Below are 21,906 nucleotides of genomic sequence, written 5' to 3' on the forward strand. Positions count from 1 at the left end.
GCACTAGTCATAAGCCCCTTTAGGGGTTTGGGGTGATTATTGGAAATAGGTTGGGATAATAAAGGCTATTCCAACTCCATCTTACGTTTAACACAAGCTTGTTTTATATCACGAATAACTTGATCTATATCAGCTTCAAGCTCATCATTATTAAAACGAATAACTTCAATTCCCCAATGATTAATTTCTGCCTCACGTCCAATATCATATTCCCTTTGATCAGCATTTAAATGGATACCACCATCAATTTCAATAACTAATTTTAACGAATGACAGTAAAAATCTGCAATGAAAATATCAATTGGATGCTGAGCTCTAAATCGTAAACCTAGCATCTGCTTATTTCTTATTAACTCCTAAAGCTTTAATTCTGAAAGAGTCATGCTATTACGTAAACATTTTGCTTTTTCAAAAATATGTGGCTTCGCATTATAAAACATCGATACCTGATCACTTAAACTCATACCTCCATATTTAAAATTTATGTTTATACCCCTAAGTCCCCTAAAGGGGATCTGAAAAAAAGCTAAGCCATTTAAGCCCCTTCAGGGGTTTGGGGTAACAATATCAGAAGGAATAACGAGATCCGCACAACACAATCCATACTCTATCCGTCTGATACATCAATCCACAATTAACAAGCTTCATCAATTCCTTTACAAAATTATTCATATCTCTTGATAAATAATACCGAATTAGCCGAACAGTGCTCTTATTCCTTATTTCTGAATAATCTTTTTTTATTTTTAACGTAGTGAGACTTATTGAAAGTGTTACCACAATATCTGACTTAAACTGAACAGGAATATTATTCTCTAAATCCCTCAAGATGCTCTTTTGGACACACTCTAAATCTTGTTGGGCAATTTTTTGTCTTAGTTGCCAAGAGTTGTCACATTTTTGTTTTTCAGTTAGCTCTACAGGTTTTGTCTTTATAATTATATTCTTGTCCATATTGTAATATTTTAACTTCACTTGCTTAACACCTTTTAAATATTATTAACCTTAAGAAGGCTACATGCATATATTTATAATTTAACAAATCAATATACATCATAATAATTTAATTACTATTGTTAACTTTGGTTTAAATCCAAACAAAACAATAAATTATGCTAGAAGCCTTCTTAATCAGCTTAACTGCAAATCTTATAACAAATGCTGGACAAACAGCTTTCAACAAAGTTTTTAAAAAAGATAACTTCTACGATAAAATTCAAAATGCTTTCAATCTAGCATGTGATAATTGGGCTAAGAATTCAGATACTAGGGATCGAAAGAAAATCTTCTCAAAGAAAAATTTTGAACTTCTCATAGAATGTTCCACAAATCCTAATCTGATAGAAAAGTTAGATGATGAAACAACTGAACTTATTGAATTATTTAAATTAGAATTGCAAAAAGATCTCGCATTATGGAATTACGTTGATGCTAAAATGCAAGAACAGCAAACAATTAGGCTTATAGGTTTAGAAAAACATATTGAGAAATTAATTACTGATTTTAGTAAAAGTCTAGAAGGAACACCCATCAGAAATAAAGCACTAGAAGATGTTTTAGTACCATATGATAAAATTTTCAGCCACCAATTAGACACGAATAACCAGAATCTACCATTACAGTTCCACCGAAATTATCTTGGTAGAGAAAATGAAATACAAGATTTAGACTATTTTATCAAATATTCTGATGAAAACACCATTGCTATTATAGCAGATGGTGGATATGGCAAAACTCGATTTTGTATTGAGTATTTCAAACAATATATTGATACAGATGAAGATTTTGAAGCATTAGTTCTTAATGCCAACGCATTTAAGTGCGTTAACTTTGCAGATCAATTACGATCTGACAAGACAATTGTTGTTCTATTTGATGATGCTCATAAACATCCACATATATTAGATGATTTAATAACATTATCAAACACCATTGAAAACCTAAAGCTTATCTTGACCATTAGGAAGGCTTCATTTCAGGATACATTACACAAACTTTCAACACACAATCAATCGTTCGAAGAAATTAAACTCAAACAACTACCCCCAAAAGAAACTAAAAGTTTATTTAGGGATACAATTAGAGCACATGAAAGTCAAATCCTTAGATATGCTGAGCTATCTAAAGGTATTCCAATAGTTATTCTTGCACTATGCCAAAATATAGTGAATGGTAAAAATAACTCTATCCTATCTGAAGAAGAATTCTTTTCTCAATTTGTATTAGGAATTAAAAGGGACGTTATCAATGATATTCATGGTAAATCATATTTAGAAGAAGAAAAAATTAATAAGACAATCGAACTAATTAGCTTCTTTTCTCCCATATTGAACATTGAGGAAGAAATTAATAGAATTGCAGAATTAAATGAAATTAGCCTTGATGACACAATTCAAATTATTGATCATCTAAATGATATTGAATTCATAAGAAAGACAAACGAAATATCAATTACTCCAGACCCATACAGTGATGCTATTTTTACAAATTCAGCCAATAGACTTACAACCATCCTTAAACAAGATATTACGCCATTTACAGAACGGTTTATACGAAATCTTGTTGAGGTTGAAAATTCGTCAAAGCTTAAATGTAATGTCAGTGAAGTTCTAAATAAATTCATCACATCATTTAATGAACCTGATAGTGACATTAATACGCTCAATAGAAAGCTTGAAACTTTAAGAGCATTTGCTTACAAAAAACCCAAAGAGTGTTACTTAGCCTTAAAGTATATAATTAACAGTCATAAATCAGATGAATCATTCTGGCTTACCAAAGAAGACAATTTATGGAATTCATACTCTTTAAAGAAGACTCATGAACTTATCGTTGAGATCTTATCCGTGATAGCAATCAACATACAAAAGGAGCAAGATTTTAATAATCTTTATCAACTGATATGGATTTATGGCGAATGCACGCAAGAACTAACCGCTTTTAGCAAAATTTTTCGTTACCGAGAATATGATTTCGATGAATTCGGTTACCATCCTAGCACTATTTGTGCGAGACAATCTTTTCTAATAGATAAGCTTAATAATTATACCCAAGAAGATATTAGCGATGAAGTCATATCAGATCATATATATAATTGTTGTAAGACTTTACTTGTGCTTGAATTCGATATAGAATCAATATATGATAAGCATACAGGAAAAATATCTATTGGACAACGTCCAGTAACACAAAATGAAATAACCGAAAACATACGCCTAAGAGCTTTCGATCTTCTTTTTAATATTTATTCAATTCATCGTAAGGATAAGGTTTCACGAAAATACCTTGAATCAATTGTTCGTACCTTATTCTATTGTAAAGTGGTAGAAAATAAAAAGTATACCTACAATCAGGATAAAGAGATCGACTTAGTTTATGAATTCCTATTTAAACTTCTAAAAGACAGTCCTCATATTTACGAGAGAATAACACTTATTCGTCAAATAAAACTTTTCGAAAGAAGAGAAATACAAGAAAAATATCAAGGCATCAATAAAGAACTACTCGAACTAGTCGAGCATGTTGATACTGCTAAAGAAAGTCTAAACCTTCTCTTGCACCATGAATTCTTTACTGTAAAAAATAATATTGATCAACTTTTCCAAGGAGTACTAGAATTGTATGATCCGAATTGGGAGACTCTATTCATAGATTTAATTGAAATTAAATCGAACATGCTTAATGATGATTACTCTAATTTTCATGAGATATTAAGTCATTTAATTAAAATATATCCCAAAAAAGCAATTTCATTATTAGACTTAGTTATAGAACAATACCCAAAAGAAGTAAATTACTATTCCACTTTAATTAGGGCAACTAATGATCAAGATTATTTCTATTCAACAATTCAAAAAATATGGGAAAATGAAGAAGTAAATTCCAAAAGAACTGTCGTTTGGATGCTTACCTATGGTAGGAATCAAGACACAACACTGTATCAAGAAACAGATTTAGAATTCTTCGAAGAAGTAATCAAAACTAAAAATAAGGAAGTTTTCTGGGCACTTGAAAACACACTTCCACAATATCTGTTTTTAAGTTCTACAAAAACGCTAGCTCTTATCACTGAAATACTAAAGGTTGAAGAACTGGGTAGAATGAAAGGAGCATTACTCCAATCATTATTTGATGAAAAAGAACTCGTTGAAAAACACAAAGATGAAGTTAAAGATTTCATCTTTAATGAAACTATTAAAATTCCTTTAGATACTACTTTTTTTGAATCAGCTTTAAGCTTTCTTGATTTGAATTTTGGTTTTGAAACTCTATTTAAATATTTACAAGAAAAATTTGAAGATTCCATTAAACAACAAGATTACCTTGATATATCACTTACCAGACATTACAATTATCCTCATAAAAAAACGGAAGATGTTGAGCGAAATTTTTTAACCGCCATAGAATGGTATACTGAGCTAAATAAAAAAAACAGTTACCACCTTGAACTTGTGGAATATCTTAGACCAATTAACATTGATGTAAATAACTTTAGTCCGTTATTAACTGAATTAATCAACAAATATGAAGACCTCAATAAATTACTTGACTTATTCGATGCATTAAATACCTACGAGAATAGGAGTGAAGAATTTGTTGCAATGATTATCACAATCGCTAACAAAATGAGTGAAAAATTTACTCTCACAGAGAAAAATTTGATCCAACTATTTAGCAGTGAATTCATTTATAATATGGGTAGCAAATGTGGAACAGGATACGCACCCTTTCCACAAGATATTGCGCACAGAGATTTAATTAAAAAGCTATTAGAAAGCTGCGATATTGATAGTAAAGTTAGTGGTATTCTAAACGGATCTTTAATACATGTGCAAAAAGAAATTGACAGATTTAAAGATAAAGGAGATAAGAGATGGTAAAAACACAACTTCCATAATCAACAGCACTAAGGCTCTTAAATTTATATTTTAATAAAAAAACAAAGGGCCATTTTTCAGTTTAATTTGCCCGTCGTAAAACTTTTAATGCCCTTCTAAAAATTTTCAATGAGCTCCTTGAAACTTTTACGTCAGAAAAATAGGGGTAAAAAGAGCCAATTTAGTCCTCCAAAGTGATCAGATTGTTTCCCAACGTGTCACTTGAGAAATTCAATTCGCTCCGTAAAACTCTCAAGTAGCTTGGCAAAACTTTCCAGGAAATTGAATTTTGCTTAAAAACACTTACAAGGCTATTTTTTACTTCACTCCAATATTTTAATCCAACCTTCAATAAAATCAGACTTTCCATTAAGAACACCTCATGCATAAAACCTAACAATACAATTTTACTGGACAGAACGTTATTTTACAACAAAAATACCACAGAACAAGCAAACTCTTAATAAACAGAAAGATAAGCCATATCTATTTTGAGCAAAAAAAAAAAAGCTCAAACAAGGCCGTTTTTAATTTAACAGAACGCTTTCTCAAAACTTTCAAGTAAAAATCAAGCTCAATAAACACCAATATTCAGACTAACAGCCCATTAAAAATAGCTTGCAAAACACCAGTAGATTCGGCACATTAAGCATTTTCCTTAAAAAAAAGTTCATTTTTTTTATCATTTTTAAAAATATTCCTTCTTAACTTCAATATACAGTATAAAAATTTATTACTCATTTAAACTTTATATTATGCCTACTGTCATTATAAAAAAAGAGTTTCCGGATACCAAAGAAGCAGACTTCAGTAGAAAACGTGACAATTTCCTTGAAAAAGCGCCCCAGTATGTCGAAGCGGGTATCTTAGCCAGGTAAGAAACTGAAGCTCTCATTCAGGCCTTAAGCGAAGATAAGCTACGTTTGGATAAAAAGAATGACGACAAAAAGATCGCTCATGATTCTAACGTGGTTTTTCACGAAGAGCATCCTTCTCTGGTTAAGCAATTGCGCACTTACAAGCACATGTCGGACAGTAACACATTAATCACACCAGAGATCAGACAGGAATTGGAGCTGTATAATGAAGAAAAAAGCGAAACAACCAACGGAAAGAAGCCTGATTTAAAAGGCCGTGAGGTTGGTGGACAGGCACAAGTTGCATATACTAAAAAACCTATGCATGGCATTTTGCTGTATGCCAGAATCAACGGTAGCGAATTCGATTTTGAAACCACAGTTAAAGATTCAAAATTTACCGACACTCGTCCTCGCAAGAACCCCAAAGAAGTCGAAATCAGAGAATACTATGCTTACTACATTTACGATGGAAAGAAAGTGGGCAAACAATCGAAAATTATTCAGGTTTTGCTGCCTCCTATTGAATAAAGAAGACAAATGCTGACAACTTGCATAAGCAAGGTTTGTTCAGGCTCATCTAAAAAAAAATCTCCTTAACCAATTACTTTGGCTAAGGAGATTTTTTCATTTATATCTGTTCAACAGCTTGAACACGGATTCCTTTACATAAAACCACCGCCACCTTGGGTTTCGCGACTATCTCTTTGTTTTCTTCTCTTAGCCTTATTTTTTCCGCTACCAAATCGGTACGAAAAGCCCAGGTAGGCTGTTCTACTTTCCCAATGGAACTCACCTACCTGATTATACGGTACTTCCGAGTCGAACTTATACTTCATGCCTTCAAAAATATCATTCACTCTAAAGGTAAGTGTTCCTTTTCCTTTTAAAACGCTATAACTTGCTCCCGTGTTGATCATCCACATAGGATCTACCTCAGACTGAAGGTCTTTCCCACCCCCTCTGTACATGGCAAACAATTGAAATTTTAATTTTTTAGTGGCTGTAAAACTATTGGATACTCTCACGTTGAACGAATTATTAGTAACCTCAAGATTCTCACCATTCGCAACACCCGTTTCTTTTTGAACATACAAATCAGAGCTAGCATTCATCGACCACCATTTGAAGAATCGATAATTGGCCGATAACTCTAAACCATAACGATCGTTACTTTCTGTATTATAATATGACATCTCCATCTTTTCAATATCCAAAGGATCTATATTTAAAACTCTCGAGATATTGTCATTTACACGTCTATAAAATGTCCCTAGAGTTACAGAACCTTTAGCCAAACCTTTTGTGTAATTGAATTCAAATGAATTCGTAAACTGAGGCTTCAAGCTAGGATTACCAAATGAACTAATCAGAGGTGTACTCCATTCTCTTATCGGGTTAACCTGCTGGATTGAAGGTCGGTCTACTCTACGGCTGAAACTCAATTGAAACTGATGTTTTTCGCTGGGTGTAAAAGTGAAAAAAGCCGAGGGATAAACAGTAAACTTACTATCGTTATACTTAGCCCTTTCATCTCCTTTAATAAACTCACCATCTACTTCATATTGCTCAATACGTGCACCCAATTGCATTGAAAACTCATCTATTTTGTGATTTAAATTCACATATCCAGAATAGATACTTCTGTCGTATGTAAATGCCGAATTAGGTTTCTGTTCAGTCACATACCAATCGCCATCGGGGAACATGTTTCCCATATTGTCATATACAAAATCGTGCTGATTTGTTGCTCTTGAATTCTCTGTATCATTCAATCTAAACTCCAATCCAAATTCCAACTTTGTATTTTCCGACAAAGGATTTGTATAATCCAGATTTAGAAGTGTATTCTTGTAATCATTATTGATATCATCTATATAATTCGAGGTCAAATCAATCGGATTAAGCAATTCAGTATAAGTTGCATCTTCAGGAGAATTACTTTGACTATAAGTTGCTTCGAACTCCAGGTTGTGTCCTTCTTTTTCAAAGTCGATTTTATAGTTCAAATTATAAGTTCCACTAGAATTTTCTGTTTCAGATTTCATCAAACTATGATAATCCAAATCTGTTCCTCTTAAAATCTTTGTAGTACCATCAAATACACCATCGCGAAAATTCTGAGTGGTATAAAATGAAAGTGTATTCTTTTTATTCAAATAGATATCGGCTCCTACTTTTAATAACTGAGAGTTATTATCGCTATTAAATTCAAAATTCTGAATAATTTCTCCATTTTCATTCTCCAGATATCGGGTCACTTCACCGTAGTTATTTCTTTTCCCTCCATTGGCACCAAAATTCATAAAGAAATTTACCGCACCTGTTTTGTAATTCATATCTAAAGAGCCATTTCCACGTGTATTAACGCCACGAGTTACACCCAGGTTTACGTTTCCATTAAAGCCAATATTGGCATTTTTATTCAATACAATATTAATGATACCACTCATACCCTCAGGATTATATTTTGCCGAAGGATTCGTAATTAACTCAACACTTTTAATTGAAGTCGATGGAATTTGTTGTAACAATTGGGCTGCACTAATATTTGTTGGTTTACCATCGACTAATATTCTCACATTTTCGTTACCTCGTAAGCTCACTGTTCCCGTTTGACTATCAACACTTACAGATTGAACATTGTTTAATACCTCCGAAGCAGTGGCACCAGCAGCAGTTAGGTCTTTACCTACATTGATAACTTTTCTGTCAATCTTCTGAGTTACTGTAGACAATTCGGCTCTAACAACGACCTCCCCTAAAACTTCAGTGTTTTCTTCGAGCTCAACAGTTCCAAGTTTATGAGTAGAGTTTTTAGATGTAAAATCCACTTCCCTGACATAAGGTTTGTAACCAATATATTGAATTTCAATAGTATTTTTCCCTTCAGTAATTTTCTTTATACTAAACTCCCCTTTATCATCAGTAATTCCACCTGTTAGTATCTGATGGTTTGCATCTCTAATTACTATATTTACATAGGGCAAAGCTTGTTTTGTATTGATATCGATGATCACACCAGAAATGGCACCCAGCTTATTACTTGTATTTTTAGGTGTTTCAGCATGATTAATAAAACTATACAACATTAAAATGGTTACAAATAGAATTCTTCTCATAATTATTTTTATTAGGTCGGTTTTGATTTATAACTATAGGACTACACCATAGATTTTTTAGTTACAAGATAGGTTTAGAATTAACGTTTCTTAACAGCCACGATTGAAACAGAGTTCAATGCTTTATGGCAAGAGACTTCTTTCAAAACCAATACATCATCACCACACAAATCATATCTTGTGCCAAAAAACGTATCACACACAAAATCAATACAAAACAATTATAAAGACTCATTTTAATGTTCGATTTCGAACACTTCATGTACGCTTTTGGATCCTAGAAAGTACTCTTATAATTCAATGGCCTCCCGAAAAACCTGACCAAGTCTTTTCCGCTAGTCAGTGTTTATATTTTCCTATTAAATTAAGGCTTTCAGGTGCAAGCACTCTGACAGGTTATGCCTAAAAAAGCAAGCCAGTTCAAAATATGAACTGGCTTGTTTTTACATCTATTATAGCTATGAAGCTACAATTATCTTATAAGTTCTATAAAGTCTTCCTCTGATATGGTTTTAATTCCAAACTTCTCAACCTTCTCCAATTTACTTGGTCCTACTTTCTCTCCAGCCAAAAATAAATCGGTTTTCTTAGAAATTGAACTGGTATTCTTTCCACCATTCTGCTCAATCATAGCCTTAAGTTCATCTCTCGAATGTAAACTAAAACTACCGGATATCACTATAGATAAACCTTCGAGCTTATTGGTTTGATTTGCCAATTCCTCCTGGCCCAATTCAAATTGCAAACCATGAGCAATCAATTCGTTTACCAGATTATTTTGAGCTTCATCTTCGAAGAATAGAATAATGCTTTTCGCAATCTTATCTCCAATTTCATCAATTCCCACTAATTCTTCAAGGCTGGCTTCTCTCAATCGCTGAATAGATGTTAAGGTTTTAGCCAATTTCTTAGCCACCGTTTGTCCTACATGGCGGATTCCCAATGCGAACAAGACTTTTTCGAAAGGAACTTGCAATGATTCTTGAATACTAGTCAGAATACGATCAGCGGATTTTTCGCCCATACGATCGAGAGGAAGTAAATCCTCTTTCTTCAAATTATACAGATCAGAAATATTTTTCACCAGACCATTCTGATACAGAAGTTCGATAGTTTCCTCACCCAATCCATCAATATTCATGGCCTTACGACCAATAAAGTGCTCAATCCGCCCTGTTATTTGGGGTGGACAAGACACTGAGTTGGGACAATAATGATTGGCTTCCCCTTCGAGACGAACCAATTTGGTTTCACAAACCGGACAATTCTCAATAAACTCGATCTTCTCAGCATTTCCATCTCGCTGATCCACATCAACACCTACAATTTTTGGAATAATCTCGCCACCTTTTTCAACATACACCGAATCGTTAAGATGTAAATCGAGATTTGCGATAATGTCTGAGTTATGCAGTGAAGCTCGCTTAACAACAGTACCCGCTAACTGAACAGCATCTAAATTGGCAACTGGGGTAATCGAACCGGTACGACCAACTTGGTAAGTCACAGAATTCAATCGAGTAGCCACTCGCTCTGCTTTAAACTTATAGGATATGGCCCATCGGGGTGATTTAGCCGTGTAACCCAGTTCTTGCTGTTGATCCAGAGAATTCACCTTAATCACAATACCATCGATAGGTACAGGAAGCTCTTCTCGCTTGGTGTCCCAATATTTGATAAACTCGAGTACCTCATCAATAGAATTACAGAGCTTACTATCATCAGATATCTTAAAACCCCAAGATCTGGCTAGCTCCAAATTTCTAAAATGATCGCGGGCAGGTAATTGCTTCCCCAATAAATAATAGAGGTAACAATCTAACTGACGCTTGGCTACAACAGACGAATTTTGCATTTTCAAACTCCCCGAAGCCGCATTTCTCGGATTGGCAAAAGGACTTTCACCTTGCTCTTCACGCTCAATATTTAGCTGATTGAAAACATGAAATGGCATCATGATTTCCCCTCGAATCTCAAACTCATTAGGGTAATCATTGCCTTGCAAGCTTAAAGGAATCGCTTTAATGGTTTTCACATTAGTGGTCACATCATCGCCCTGAACCCCATCGCCACGAGTTAAGGCTTGCATCAATTTTCCATTCTTATATTTTAAACTGATAGATGTACCATCATACTTCAATTCACAAACGTATTGAATTTGCTCTTCGGTCAATTTTTTGATCCGGGTTTCAAAATCACGAACATCTTCTTCAGAATAGGTATTACCCAAAGAAAGCATGGGGTACTCATGTGCAACTTGCTTAAATTCTAAATTGATATCACTTCCAACGCGTTGACTTGGAGAATTCTCATCGGCATATTCAGGAAATTTCTTTTCTAAAGTCATCAGGTCATTCATCAGCATATCAAAATCAAAATCGCTGATAGTTGGCTGTGAAAGAATGTAATAGTTATGGTTGTGTTTATGGAGTTGCTCTCGCAGTTCGGTTATACGTTGCAAAGCTTCAGTCTTATTCATAGTTCAGTTGAAAATTTATAATCTAGAGCATAAAAATAGTAATAGATCTTAAGAATACGATGACTATATACTTCCAAATTTAATCAAATAATTAGAACACATCCGACTTTCATATTTATCAATTATTGACAAAATATAAATCAAAATATTATCTTTCGTAAAATCAAGGCTGAAGCCTTTTTCTAGTCTATTTTACCGACAATAATAAGCATCTAACCGATTAGTCATCGTATCATAAATCTATCTAAAGTATATTAGCAGTAGAAAAACTAAAATAATCGCATTATGAATAAAGATAGAAGACCTTTAGTTGTTGGATTAACACTCATTATCATTGGAATCGTGATCCTACTAAGTAATATTGATTTCTTACCAAGAAACATTCACCACTATATTTTCCGTTGGGAAAGTTTTCTAATTTTAATTGGTCTTTTAATGATCATTGTTAGAGGTCGAATCTTTGGAGGGGTCGCAGTTCTTGCTATTGGCGCTTATTTTTTAGCCGATGATCTTTTTATCCTTTCTGATGACTGGCAAATCTGGTTTTGGCCTGGTATATTAATTCTAATGGGAATTAGTTATATCTTAAAACCTGACGAGTGCCATTCTATCTGTGACGATAAGAAAAGAGATAAAAGTCATCATTAATCAAGTATTTACAAATTCAAAGTATACTGTTATGAATAGAGATTTTAGAGATAGTCCTGATCAGAAAAATCCAAAAGGAAGAAACAATTCAATTTTTGGAATCTTATTAATTTTATTTGGTGGAGCCTTAATCCTTAATAATCTTGACTTCTTCCCTAGACACCTCGAGAAACTTATCTTCTCTTGGCCAATGCTTCTTGTTACTTTAGGCGCTCTATTTGCTTTTGCTAAAAATGACAGAACTACAGGTTTCACATTGATGCTAATTGGTGGTGTCTTTATGCTTCCCCGACTATTCGATTGGCACTTTAATCTGTATCAATTTTTCTGGCCAGTTCTTTTGATTGTATTAGGAATCATTGTGATTCGAAAACGCAATTCCTGCCCTTCTAGCAGCTGTGGTAGATCTGAGATGTCTACGGATTATATTAACGAACTGAATATATTTGGTGGTGGCGAACGTATCGTAAACTCTAAAAACTTTAAAGGTGGTAATATTACCTGCATGTTTGGCGGAGGTGAAGTTGATTTAAGTTACGCTCAACTAGCTGAAGGCACACATACTATTGAGTTATTTGCCATGTTTGGTGGTTCTGTTATTATTGTTCCTCCAGATTGGGATGTAAAAGTTGACATTTCAGCTGTTCTGGGTGGCGTATCGGATAAACGAGTACCAACACCAAACTACATTGTAGAACCTAAGAAAGAGTTAATAATTAAAGGCTTCGTTGCCCTTGGTGGTTGTGAAATTAAGTCCACTAAATACGCTGCTAAAAAATAATTTTTCATACTGATTTAAAAACTATGGAGCATCCTATTCTCTCCCATCGTTTTGGCTTACTCATTTACCTTGGGTTTTGGTTTTCTTTTACATGCGCTCTATTTGCTATTGATTGGTATTTCCAGGCTAATTTTTTTCAGAATGCACTGATATCATCCTTAAGTATATCCTTGCCTCTTCTGATTATAGCACCTTCAATTTGGTATATTGTAAGACATATTGATGTTGACAAGATTGGCCGAATGGCTGCAGCCTTACATCACATTACAGTAGCCATTATCATGGTTGCGATCTGGTTATCATTAACCTATCTGATTTTTTCATTTTTTGATAAGGCCCCAATTGCCAATAATGATAAGCCTGAAATCATCATGCCTTATTATTGGTTGGCATTTATGGCATTCGCCATATACGATTACATCGTTATGGTTTATTATGTCTTTATCTATTATCGGAGTTTTAAATCGAAGATTGAGAATGAGGCTGATCTAAAAAACCTAATTAAAGAGGCAGAAATTAATGCTCTAAAATCACAAATCAACCCACATTTTTTATTCAACAGCTTAAATTCAGTTAGTTCATTAACTCTCGTTCGACCCGAACAATCGAGAGATATGTTAGTCAAGTTATCTACCTTCCTAAGGTATTCGCTCGATCAAGATTTGAAAGAACTAAACATGCTTTCCAATGAGATGGAAAACAGTCGCTTGTATCTGGAAATTGAAAAGGTGAGATTTGGTGATCGCTTGATTTTAGATTTTGAAATTGATGAATCGATTAAAGATTTAAAAATTCCAAACCTAATACTGCAACCCATTTATGAAAATGCAATCAAACATGGAGTGCATGAAAGTCTCGAACCTGTTGTGATTAAAACAAAAGCTGAGATTAGAAATAATAATCTAATCATTCAAATCTCAAACAACTTTGATAAGGATGCCATCACACCTAAAGGAAAAGGGATTGGCTTAAAAAATATTATGGAGCGACTAAATCTCATTTATGGAAGAACAGATTTATTGGCCATTACCCGAACTGAATCTAACTTTGTTGTCAATATGGAATTCCCACAAAACAACTAAGTTCAAGATCAGTATATATTAAGAATATCGAAAACAACATGTCATTTGAGTTTTAAAACCTCAAACTATCCGACCAATGGAAAAGATTAGAACAATTATTATCGACGACGAATCATTAGCACGAGATTTAGTAAAAACCTATTTATCTAATATCGATGAAGTTGAAATTTTAGGTGAATACTCAGACGGATTTCAGGGTTTAAAAGCCATTAACGATTTACAACCAGATTTAATTTTTCTTGATGTTCAGATGCCAAAATTAACAGGTTTTGAACTCTTAGAACTATTGGACAAACCCTACAATATTGTTTTCACAACGGCCTATAATGAATATGCTATTAAAGCATTTGAACACAATGCCGTTGACTATCTCTTAAAACCATTTTCTCAGGAACGCTTTGCTGACGCCATATCAAAAGCAATTTACAGATTAGAAAATCAAGCAGAAAAGTCCAATATCATTGAAAAACTGAAAGAGCACGAAAATAAAAACAAGGAAGAACTCAATAGAATTGTCGTAAAATCAAGGAACAAGATTGATATTATTCCCGTTGATGACATCCGATATTTTGAAGCTCAGGATGATTATGTCATGATCTACACTAAAAATGGTCATCACCTGAAACAAAAAACGATGAAGTATTTTGAGACACATCTCAATCCCAAAGAATTCTGTCGTATACACCGTTCGTACTTAATCCGAATTGAAGAAATATCAAAACTAGAACCTTACGAAAAAGATAGTTGGATGCTGATTCTTAAATCAGGTGAAAAACTCAAGGTGAGTAAAAATGGCTACAAACTTTTAAAACAACAATTGGGTTTCTAGCCTATCGATATTTCTGACATAGAGGGCGCATCATGTCCTCTAGTCCATTTAATTTTATTTCATAAACAACACCAAGCATCTGACCTAGCTTCCCATCAGGAAAACCTTTTTGATGGTACCAAACCACATAGCGTTCTGGCAAGTCTAATATATACCAGCCCTTATATTTACCGTAAGGCATACGCATCTGAATTATCTTAATGAGCTCATCGCCATTAGAAAATATATTTGGAGTATCTGTCATCATCTAGTATCGTATATCGTATTTATTCTGCAAAACCACCACCAATTAACTTATTACCGATATAAAAAGCAACGGGTTGTCCAGGTGCTATTGCCCAAGCGGGATATTCGAGTCCAACATTAAGGCTATTCTCATCTACAATAGTCAGCTTAGAGTAGCCTTCTGGATTTAAGCCCAAACCTCTAACTACAGTTGTAATTTCAGAACTATTTATATCATCTTCATTATTCAAATAATAGCCACTCACTCCAAATTCGGTCTTATTTAGTTGTTCGCGTTTCTCAAGAACAAGGGTGTTGCTATCAGCGTCGATTCGACTCACCATTAAACCTGTTTTTTCTTTGAGCTCCAGTCCTCGTTTCTGACCAATCGTATAAAAAGGATAACCTTCGTGCCAGCCCAATTCTTTACCATCAACATTTACAATCTTCCCCTTGCCCACTTTCGCATCGACATCCGGAATTTCCTGTTTTAAGAAATCTCTATAGTCCATCCCATCAAGAAAACAGATGCCCATGCTTTCCTTCTTAGACGCCACTTTTTTATGGCCAAAACCTGTCGCCATCTCACGCACTTCTGGTTTTGTAAAAGCACCTAAAGGTGTTAATGTTCTTGATAAGATTTCTTGATTTAAGTTCCATAAAAAATAGGATTGATCTTTAGCTGGATCATCCCCTTTGTGAATATAAAAAGTACCTTCTTCCTCAAGTATCTGAATATAATGCCCTGTTGCAATATAATTCGCTCCCAGCTGATCAGCTTTGTATAAAAGTAAGCGCCATTTTAAATTCGGATTGCAATGTATACAAGGACTTGGCGTACGTCCATTCAGATATTCCTGAAGAAATTGACCGATGACCACATCTTTAAACTCAGCCCGCGCATCAATCACATGATGCTCAATGGATAGTTTCTTTGCTAATTGCTGAGCATCAACTATAAAATGAGGCAGTTCATGATTATCTGAACCCTCATTAGGTGAATTCCAAAACCATAAAGAAACTCCAATCACCTCAAACCCCTTTTGTTGAAGCAACATAGCCGTCACTGAAGAATCAGTTCCACCACTCATACCCAACACCACCTTATTCTTATCTCTACAAGTTATCGTCATCTCTCTATAATTTCTTAACAGTCTACAAAACTAAAAAAAAAGCAAGAAGCATCTGTTCGAATAAACATTTATTCAAGAAATCTTCCAGAATAGGATAGTCATCGAAAAAACGTAAGTATTAATTTCCATTTTTATACATTTGTCGTTCTAACATAAATATGAATAAAAACAATCAAATATGAACTTAAACAAAACGAGCCAAACCGTTCTTGGTTTAGGCTTAGCTCTCAGCATCCTATCAGGCTGTACCCAGGAGAAGCAATTAGGTCAGGATATTCTAAAGAAAGAGGATATGAACCTGACTGTGAAACCAGGTGTCGACTTTTTCGAATATGCTAATGGAACCTGGATGAAGAATACGCCAATTCCTGCAGATAAAAGTCGTTATGGGGCCTTCGATATTCTAGCAGAGACTGCCAACGAGGCGGTTCACAACCTTCTTGAGGAAGCAGCAAAGACTGAAAATGCAGTTGAAGGAAGTAATTTAAAGAAAATTCAGGATTTCTATGCGACTGCAATGGATGTTGAGAAAATCAACACGATTGGACTAAAACCATTACAACCTGAGTTTGATAAAATTGCTGCCGTTCAGAATGCTAGTGATTTACGTAACGAGTTGATTCATCTTCACAAAATGGGCATCAGTGCTCTATTTGGCTCTGGTGTTGATCAAGATATGAAGAACACGACAGTAAACAGAATGTATCTATCCGAAGATGGTCTTTCTCTTTCTGATCGTGATTATTATACTGCAGACAATGAAACCAGTGCAAATATCAGAGTAGAGTTTGTGAAGCACATGGCAAAGATGTTTGAATTGATTGGTGAAGATGCTGCTGTTGCTAAGAACAATGCAGAATCAATCATGAGATTTGAAACTCGTATGGCAGAAAAGTTCAATACACGTTTAGAGAACAGAAATTATCCTGCCATGTATAATCCTAAAACTGTTGAAGTTTTAATGAGTGAGTATCCTAACTTCGATTGGGCAACTTACTTCAAAGAAATGGGTGCAGATATTAAGGAATATGTGATTACAACTCATCCTCGATACATGAAGGAATTGAACCTGATGTTGAAAGATGAGAAAATGGATGACATCAAATTGTACTTAAAATGGAAAGTTTTAGACGAGTCTGCAGGTAAAGTGTCAACAGAACTTGAAAAAGAACAGTTTGCTTTCTACGGAACGATTTTAACAGGAGCTACTGAACAACAACCACGCTGGAGACGTATGTCAAATGCTACGGGTTCTGTTTTGGGCGAAGCTGTTGGTCAGTTATACGTAGAAAAATATTTCCCACCTGAAGCTAAAGTTCGAATGGATGAGTTGGTGAACAACTTAAAAATCGTTTTACGTGGAAGACTTGAGAAATTAGAATGGATGAGCGCAGAAACCCGAAAAGAGGCAATAGCAAAACTTGATGCATTTGGTGTGAAAATTGGTTATCCTGAAAAGTGGGAAGATTATTCAAAGCTAGAAGTAGGTACAGATTCTTATATTCAAAATACTTGGAGAGCTTCTCGTTTTGGTGTTGCTAAGAACATCGCCAAATTAGGTCAGCCTGTTGACACAGAGAAATGGGGTATGACACCACAAACGGTAAACGCTTACTACCACCCATTATTGAATGAGGTTGTATTCCCAGCTGCTATTCTTCAGCCACCATTTTTCTATATGAATGGTGACGATGCGGTTAACTATGGTGCAATTGGTGTGGTTATTGGTCACGAAATGACTCACGGTTTTGATGATTCTGGACGTCGTTTCGATAAAGATGGCAACATGAGAGATTGGTGGACTGCTGAAGACACCGAGAAATTCAATGCAAGAGCTCAGAAGTTGGTTGATCAGTTTAATGGCTTCCAGGCTTTCGATGATTTAAACGTTGATGGTAAATTAACTATAGGCGAAAATATTGCTGATTATGGTGGTTTAACTGTTGCTTTGGAAGCTTATAAAATGAGTTTAAATAATGAAAAACCTGCAGATATTGATGGTTTCAACAATATGCAGCGTTTCTTCCTTGCTTACTCAAAAGTTTGGAGAGGTAATGTGAGAGACACATATCTTAGAAAATTAATCAAAGAAGATGTTCACTCACCTGGTCGTTACCGTGTAAACGGAGGCTTATTCAACATTCCTGAATTTTACACCGCTTTCGAAATTGACGAAACAGATCCTTTGTATCGTACCGAAGATCAGAGAGCTAAGATTTGGTAATAATTTAATAGAATCACACATGATGTGATCCATATACAAAGCGGTGAGTCTTCTCACCGCTTTTTTTATGCCTCTTGTAAATAAGGTAAACTCCTCAACAAATTAATTTATAGCCAAACTAACCTACCTGTAACATTTTTATTTAGAACAAGTTGAAAGTTCAAATCTTAAATTAAACTAAATTCTCTTAGCTAATGTGAATCTCATGATTGTTTTATAAACTTTGTTTCTTATTTTTGTTAATGTTCTTACAAAACACCAAAACCCTGAAAAATAATTAGTTAATGAGATATTTCATCCAAAAATTTATCATTCTTTTACTCCTTTCTGGATCTATTTTCGATGCTCAATCACAAACAATCGAGGTCGTTCGTTCAAACGAAAAAGTCGTTGTTGCAGGTAAATTTTACTATCTGCACATTGTGCGTGAGAAACAAACCATGTTTTCTATATGTAAGGCTTATGGCGTTGACATTAAAGAAGTCATGAGAATTAACCGAAAGAAAACACACAGCATAGATTTAAATGAGATTCTAAGAATTCCTTTCGAACAATCTGCAATTGTCAATAGTTCTGTTAATATTCAAGAAAAAGAAGCATCTGACTATTTCTACCATGTCATTCAAAAAGGGAATACGCTTTATTCATTATCGAAAAAATTCAATCAGAGCATTGATAATATTAAAGTAAATAATCCGGAGATTGGAGAAAATGGTAAACTTACAGTAGGAACAGTCCTTAAAATTCAAAAACAGACTTATCCTCAACAAGAGGATAAGAAAAAAAACACCTATAAGGTTAAAGCTAATGATTCTGAAGCTGATATACTTGACAAATTCAATATCAAACGTAAAACATTCCGCAAATTAAACCCGCATGTTAAATCGTTCAGGAATATTACAGCAGGAACAATTGTGAATCTTCCAAAAAATGTAAAACAAATTATTCCAGTTGAAGAACTTACTGAAGAAACCATTGAAAATTTGGAACAGAAAACTGATTACAATCAAATTTTCAAGGATTATTCAAGAGATACAACTGTACAATCAAAAATTAATATTGCTCTGTTTCTTCCTCTTTATGCAGCTTTAAATGATTCTCTTAATTGGGAAATTACTTATCAGGATACGCTTAAAGTCATGACACGAAAGCAGCCTGAGACAGTTTACCCTAAATCACGAGATTTTATTCGTCTTTACCAAGGTGTATTATTGGCTGTTGAAGATCTAAAAAAGCAGGGATTAGAAATCAACTTACATGTATTTGATACAGAGAAAAAACAATCAACTGTTCGTAAAACTTTAGAAAAGCTAGCCCCTCTTAAAATAGATATAATTTTAGGACCTGTTTACTCCAATACCTTTGAGATTGTAGCAGAATATGCTCAAGCACATCAGATTCCCATTGTCTCGCCTCTATCCTCAAAGAATGATCAGCTACACAATAATCCTTTTGTTTTTCAAATTAATACCTCTGTTCAATCCTTATGCGATAATATATTTAATCACCTAATGTCTGACAAGGAGAATAAGAATATCGTGATTGTTCACAGTAAAAACTATAAAGAATTAGAAGAATACAAACTAGTCTCAGATATCGAACAACAATTGTTTGAGAATGGAACCTATTGGCAATATTCTAATTTAAATTACAGTAAAATTTCATTCGAAGATTATGGTAACCTTGGTTTAGAATACCTTTTGAGCAAAACTCTTGAGAATATTATTGTGATTCCATCATCCAACCCTGCGGTTGTTGAGAGCTTTTTAACCAATTTAAAAATTCTTAGTAAAGAATATCCTATTCAACTCATTGGCTTCCCATCATGGCAACGCTATAGTAGTATGGATCCAAGCAATCTGTTTGAATTGAATACACTTATTCTTTCGCCTTATTTTATCGATTATGAATCAGAAAAAGTAGGCCATTTCGTTGACCGATTTAGATATGAATTCAATTGTGAACCGAACGATTATACATTTAGAGCTTATGATCTTACGCTTTATTTCTCAACAGCAATAAAACGTTATGGAACCCGATTCTTCGATCATCTAAGTGAAATTAGAGATATTGATTTACTTCAATCGAATTACGCTATCGAAAGCGTAAATGCTTGGGGAGGGTTTGAAAACAGAGGTCTTAAAATGATTAATTATTCTACAGATTTCATAATCAAATCACAAAATTTTAAGCCAACAATTAAAATGCATCAAGTTATCGATATACCCAAAGAAATAATAAATCAATAATTCGATCCTAAAATATTGATATAAGAAAGGCTACCTAAACAGTAGCCTTTTTTGTTTTTATTGTGGGTAATTCAGATTCTCATCTGTGAGATTACTTAAAACTTCCTTGTGGAATTTCTTTGCTTCAATTCTGGCTCCTTCAAGATCGTGGCTCTTATAGTTACCACATTCAATTTTATCAGCCCCTGGAATTTTATCATCATAGTCAGACATGAACTGAAACATTTCCTGAATGACATCAACAACATCCTCCGAGATTAGGTCGCCATGAAAAATCATATAAAAACCAGTACGACATCCCATCGGACCAAAATAAACCGTTTTCTTTGCCCAATTATCGTGATTTCTCAAGAAGGTTGCGCACAAATGCTCCATTGTATGCATCGCTTCAATTTCCATCGCAGGTTCCTGATTAGGTCGTTTCGTTCTAATATCAAAACTAGTCAAAACTTCACTTCCTACATGATCCTTTCGAGAAACATAAATGCCTCTTTTCAATCTGTCATGATCAACTGCAAAACTGTCTATCTTTTTCATATCATTCACTTTAATTGCAGCCAGAAAAGCCAGTAATTGCAACAGTTTTTAATTTGATAAAAATTAGGATTTTGCTAATTCATGAATCATTTCCATCACCATATTACCCGAATTCACAGCTGCCGTCTCTACAAACTCCTCATACTGAACAGCATTCTCTTGTCCTGCAATATCCGAAATAGAACGGATAACTACAAATGGAACTTCAAAACGATGACAAGCCTGGGCAATCGCAGCCCCTTCCATTTCAACAGCATCAGCCTCAGGAATCAAATCTTTAATTCTCTTGGTTGCCTCAGGATTATTCATAAACTGGTCACCAGTAACAATAGTACCACACTTAGTTGTCAAATCAGTTAATTTGTGAATTGACTTATCTGCTAGTTCTATCAATTTTGAATCTGCAATAAAACTAGGTGGCATACCAGGAACTTGGCCATGCTTATAACCAAAAACAGTACAGTCAAAATCGTGGTGAATAGCTTCTTTTGAGATCACGATATCCCCCACTTTCAAATCAGAAATAAAACCACCAGCACAACCCGTATTAATTACAAAATCCGGGGCAAAATTGTCAATTAAAACCGCAGCTCCAATTCCTGCATTCACTTTTCCAATACCTGATTGCAACAACACAATATTTACGCCATGAATCTGTCCCTTATAAAAAGTAAAACCAGCTTTACTGATTTCTTCTCTGTTTTTCAACTCATCACGAAGTCTGGTCACTTCAATTTCCATTGCTCCTATTATGCCTATAATCATTTTCTTCTTTTATTTATCGTCTGTATTAAAGTTTTGCAAAATTAACAAAGGAAACCGAATTCTTAAATTCATGATCAAAAAATTATATCTTTTCAATT

At 34.3% G+C, this 21,906-nt stretch carries 17 protein-coding genes; 9 read left to right on the plus strand and 8 right to left on the minus strand.

The features are described from left to right. Positions 1-65: 65 nt before the first annotated feature. Both DWB61_RS08630 and DWB61_RS08635 read right to left on the minus strand, forming a co-directional pair. On the minus strand, positions 66-350 hold the full coding sequence (locus DWB61_RS08630) for an endonuclease domain-containing protein (protein WP_262701893.1): 285 nt from the start codon (positions 348-350) through the stop codon (positions 66-68). 217 nt (positions 351-567) lie between these two features. Further along, complete coding sequence (locus DWB61_RS08635) at positions 568-954, minus strand: hypothetical protein (RefSeq protein ID WP_125030504.1); 387 nt, start codon at positions 952-954, stop codon at positions 568-570. Between the two features lie 158 nt (positions 955-1,112). Between DWB61_RS08635 and DWB61_RS08640 the strand changes: the two genes are divergently transcribed. From DWB61_RS08640 to DWB61_RS08645, 3 genes are all read left to right on the plus strand, one after another. Continuing rightward, complete coding sequence (locus DWB61_RS08640; protein ID WP_125030505.1) at positions 1,113-4,880, plus strand: hypothetical protein; 3,768 nt, start codon at positions 1,113-1,115, stop codon at positions 4,878-4,880. A 752-nt stretch (positions 4,881-5,632) separates the two neighbouring features. Continuing rightward, a complete protein-coding gene (locus DWB61_RS17890; protein ID WP_262701836.1) occupies positions 5,633-5,755 on the plus strand; it encodes a hypothetical protein in 123 nt (40 codons plus the stop codon). Positions 5,756-5,800: 45 nt separating this feature from the next. Then, positions 5,801-6,265: a hypothetical protein gene (locus DWB61_RS08645; protein WP_125030506.1), complete on the plus strand. Its 465-nt coding sequence runs from the start codon at positions 5,801-5,803 to the stop codon at positions 6,263-6,265. A 134-nt stretch (positions 6,266-6,399) separates the two neighbouring features. Here the strand turns inward: DWB61_RS08645 and DWB61_RS08650 are convergent, their stop codons facing one another. Further along, the gene (locus DWB61_RS08650; protein ID WP_125030507.1) at positions 6,400-8,856 is read right to left on the minus strand and encodes a TonB-dependent receptor; all 2,457 of its coding nucleotides are present in this window, start codon (positions 8,854-8,856) and stop codon (positions 6,400-6,402) included. Positions 8,857-9,328: 472 nt separating this feature from the next. Next, positions 9,329-11,335, minus strand: a complete 2,007-nt coding sequence (ligA, locus tag DWB61_RS08655) for an NAD-dependent DNA ligase LigA (RefSeq protein ID WP_125030508.1) — start codon at positions 11,333-11,335, stop codon at positions 9,329-9,331. Between the two features lie 285 nt (positions 11,336-11,620). Here ligA and DWB61_RS08660 point away from each other — a divergent pair, with 285 nt between their 5' ends. From DWB61_RS08660 to DWB61_RS08675, 4 genes are all read left to right on the plus strand, one after another. Then, entirely contained in the window at positions 11,621-11,983 is a 363-nt protein-coding gene (locus DWB61_RS08660) for a LiaF transmembrane domain-containing protein (RefSeq protein ID WP_125030509.1), read from the plus strand. A 31-nt stretch (positions 11,984-12,014) separates the two neighbouring features. Continuing rightward, positions 12,015-12,764 carry a LiaF transmembrane domain-containing protein gene (locus tag DWB61_RS08665; protein ID WP_125030510.1) on the plus strand — a complete coding sequence of 250 codons (750 nt, stop codon included), beginning with the start codon at positions 12,015-12,017 and terminating at the stop codon, positions 12,762-12,764. Positions 12,765-12,787: 23 nt separating this feature from the next. Next, positions 12,788-13,846 carry a sensor histidine kinase gene (locus tag DWB61_RS08670; protein ID WP_125030511.1) on the plus strand — a complete coding sequence of 353 codons (1,059 nt, stop codon included), beginning with the start codon at positions 12,788-12,790 and terminating at the stop codon, positions 13,844-13,846. Positions 13,847-13,922: 76 nt separating this feature from the next. Next, a complete protein-coding gene (locus DWB61_RS08675; protein WP_125030512.1) occupies positions 13,923-14,675 on the plus strand; it encodes a LytR/AlgR family response regulator transcription factor in 753 nt (250 codons plus the stop codon). A 1-nt stretch (position 14,676) separates the two neighbouring features. Here the strand turns inward: DWB61_RS08675 and DWB61_RS08680 are convergent, their stop codons facing one another. Both DWB61_RS08680 and mnmA read right to left on the minus strand, forming a co-directional pair. Next, the gene (locus DWB61_RS08680) at positions 14,677-14,922 is read right to left on the minus strand and encodes a DUF3820 family protein (protein WP_225423368.1); all 246 of its coding nucleotides are present in this window, start codon (positions 14,920-14,922) and stop codon (positions 14,677-14,679) included. A gap of 19 nt (positions 14,923-14,941) precedes the next feature. Next, complete coding sequence (mnmA, locus tag DWB61_RS08685) at positions 14,942-16,033, minus strand: tRNA 2-thiouridine(34) synthase MnmA (RefSeq protein ID WP_125030513.1); 1,092 nt, start codon at positions 16,031-16,033, stop codon at positions 14,942-14,944. A 178-nt stretch (positions 16,034-16,211) separates the two neighbouring features. Between mnmA and DWB61_RS08690 the strand changes: the two genes are divergently transcribed. Together DWB61_RS08690 and DWB61_RS08695 are read left to right on the plus strand one after the other, a co-directional pair. Beyond that, positions 16,212-18,257 carry a M13 family metallopeptidase gene (locus DWB61_RS08690; protein WP_125030514.1) on the plus strand — a complete coding sequence of 682 codons (2,046 nt, stop codon included), beginning with the start codon at positions 16,212-16,214 and terminating at the stop codon, positions 18,255-18,257. A 284-nt stretch (positions 18,258-18,541) separates the two neighbouring features. Next, positions 18,542-20,506 carry a PBP1 and LysM peptidoglycan-binding domain-containing protein gene (locus tag DWB61_RS08695; RefSeq protein WP_125030515.1) on the plus strand — a complete coding sequence of 655 codons (1,965 nt, stop codon included), beginning with the start codon at positions 18,542-18,544 and terminating at the stop codon, positions 20,504-20,506. Between the two features lie 57 nt (positions 20,507-20,563). On the opposite strand, the gene DWB61_RS08700 is transcribed toward DWB61_RS08695, so the two are convergent. Both DWB61_RS08700 and DWB61_RS08705 read right to left on the minus strand, forming a co-directional pair. Next, positions 20,564-21,043: an S-ribosylhomocysteine lyase gene (locus tag DWB61_RS08700; RefSeq protein WP_125030516.1), complete on the minus strand. Its 480-nt coding sequence runs from the start codon at positions 21,041-21,043 to the stop codon at positions 20,564-20,566. A gap of 63 nt (positions 21,044-21,106) precedes the next feature. Further along, complete coding sequence (locus tag DWB61_RS08705; RefSeq protein WP_125030517.1) at positions 21,107-21,808, minus strand: 5'-methylthioadenosine/adenosylhomocysteine nucleosidase; 702 nt, start codon at positions 21,806-21,808, stop codon at positions 21,107-21,109. Positions 21,809-21,906: the final 98 nt, after the last annotated feature.

Origin of the sequence: Ancylomarina euxina (assembly GCF_003863355.1) — a bacterium.
In the GTDB taxonomy this organism is placed as follows: domain Bacteria; phylum Bacteroidota; class Bacteroidia; order Bacteroidales; family Marinifilaceae; genus Ancylomarina; species Ancylomarina euxinus.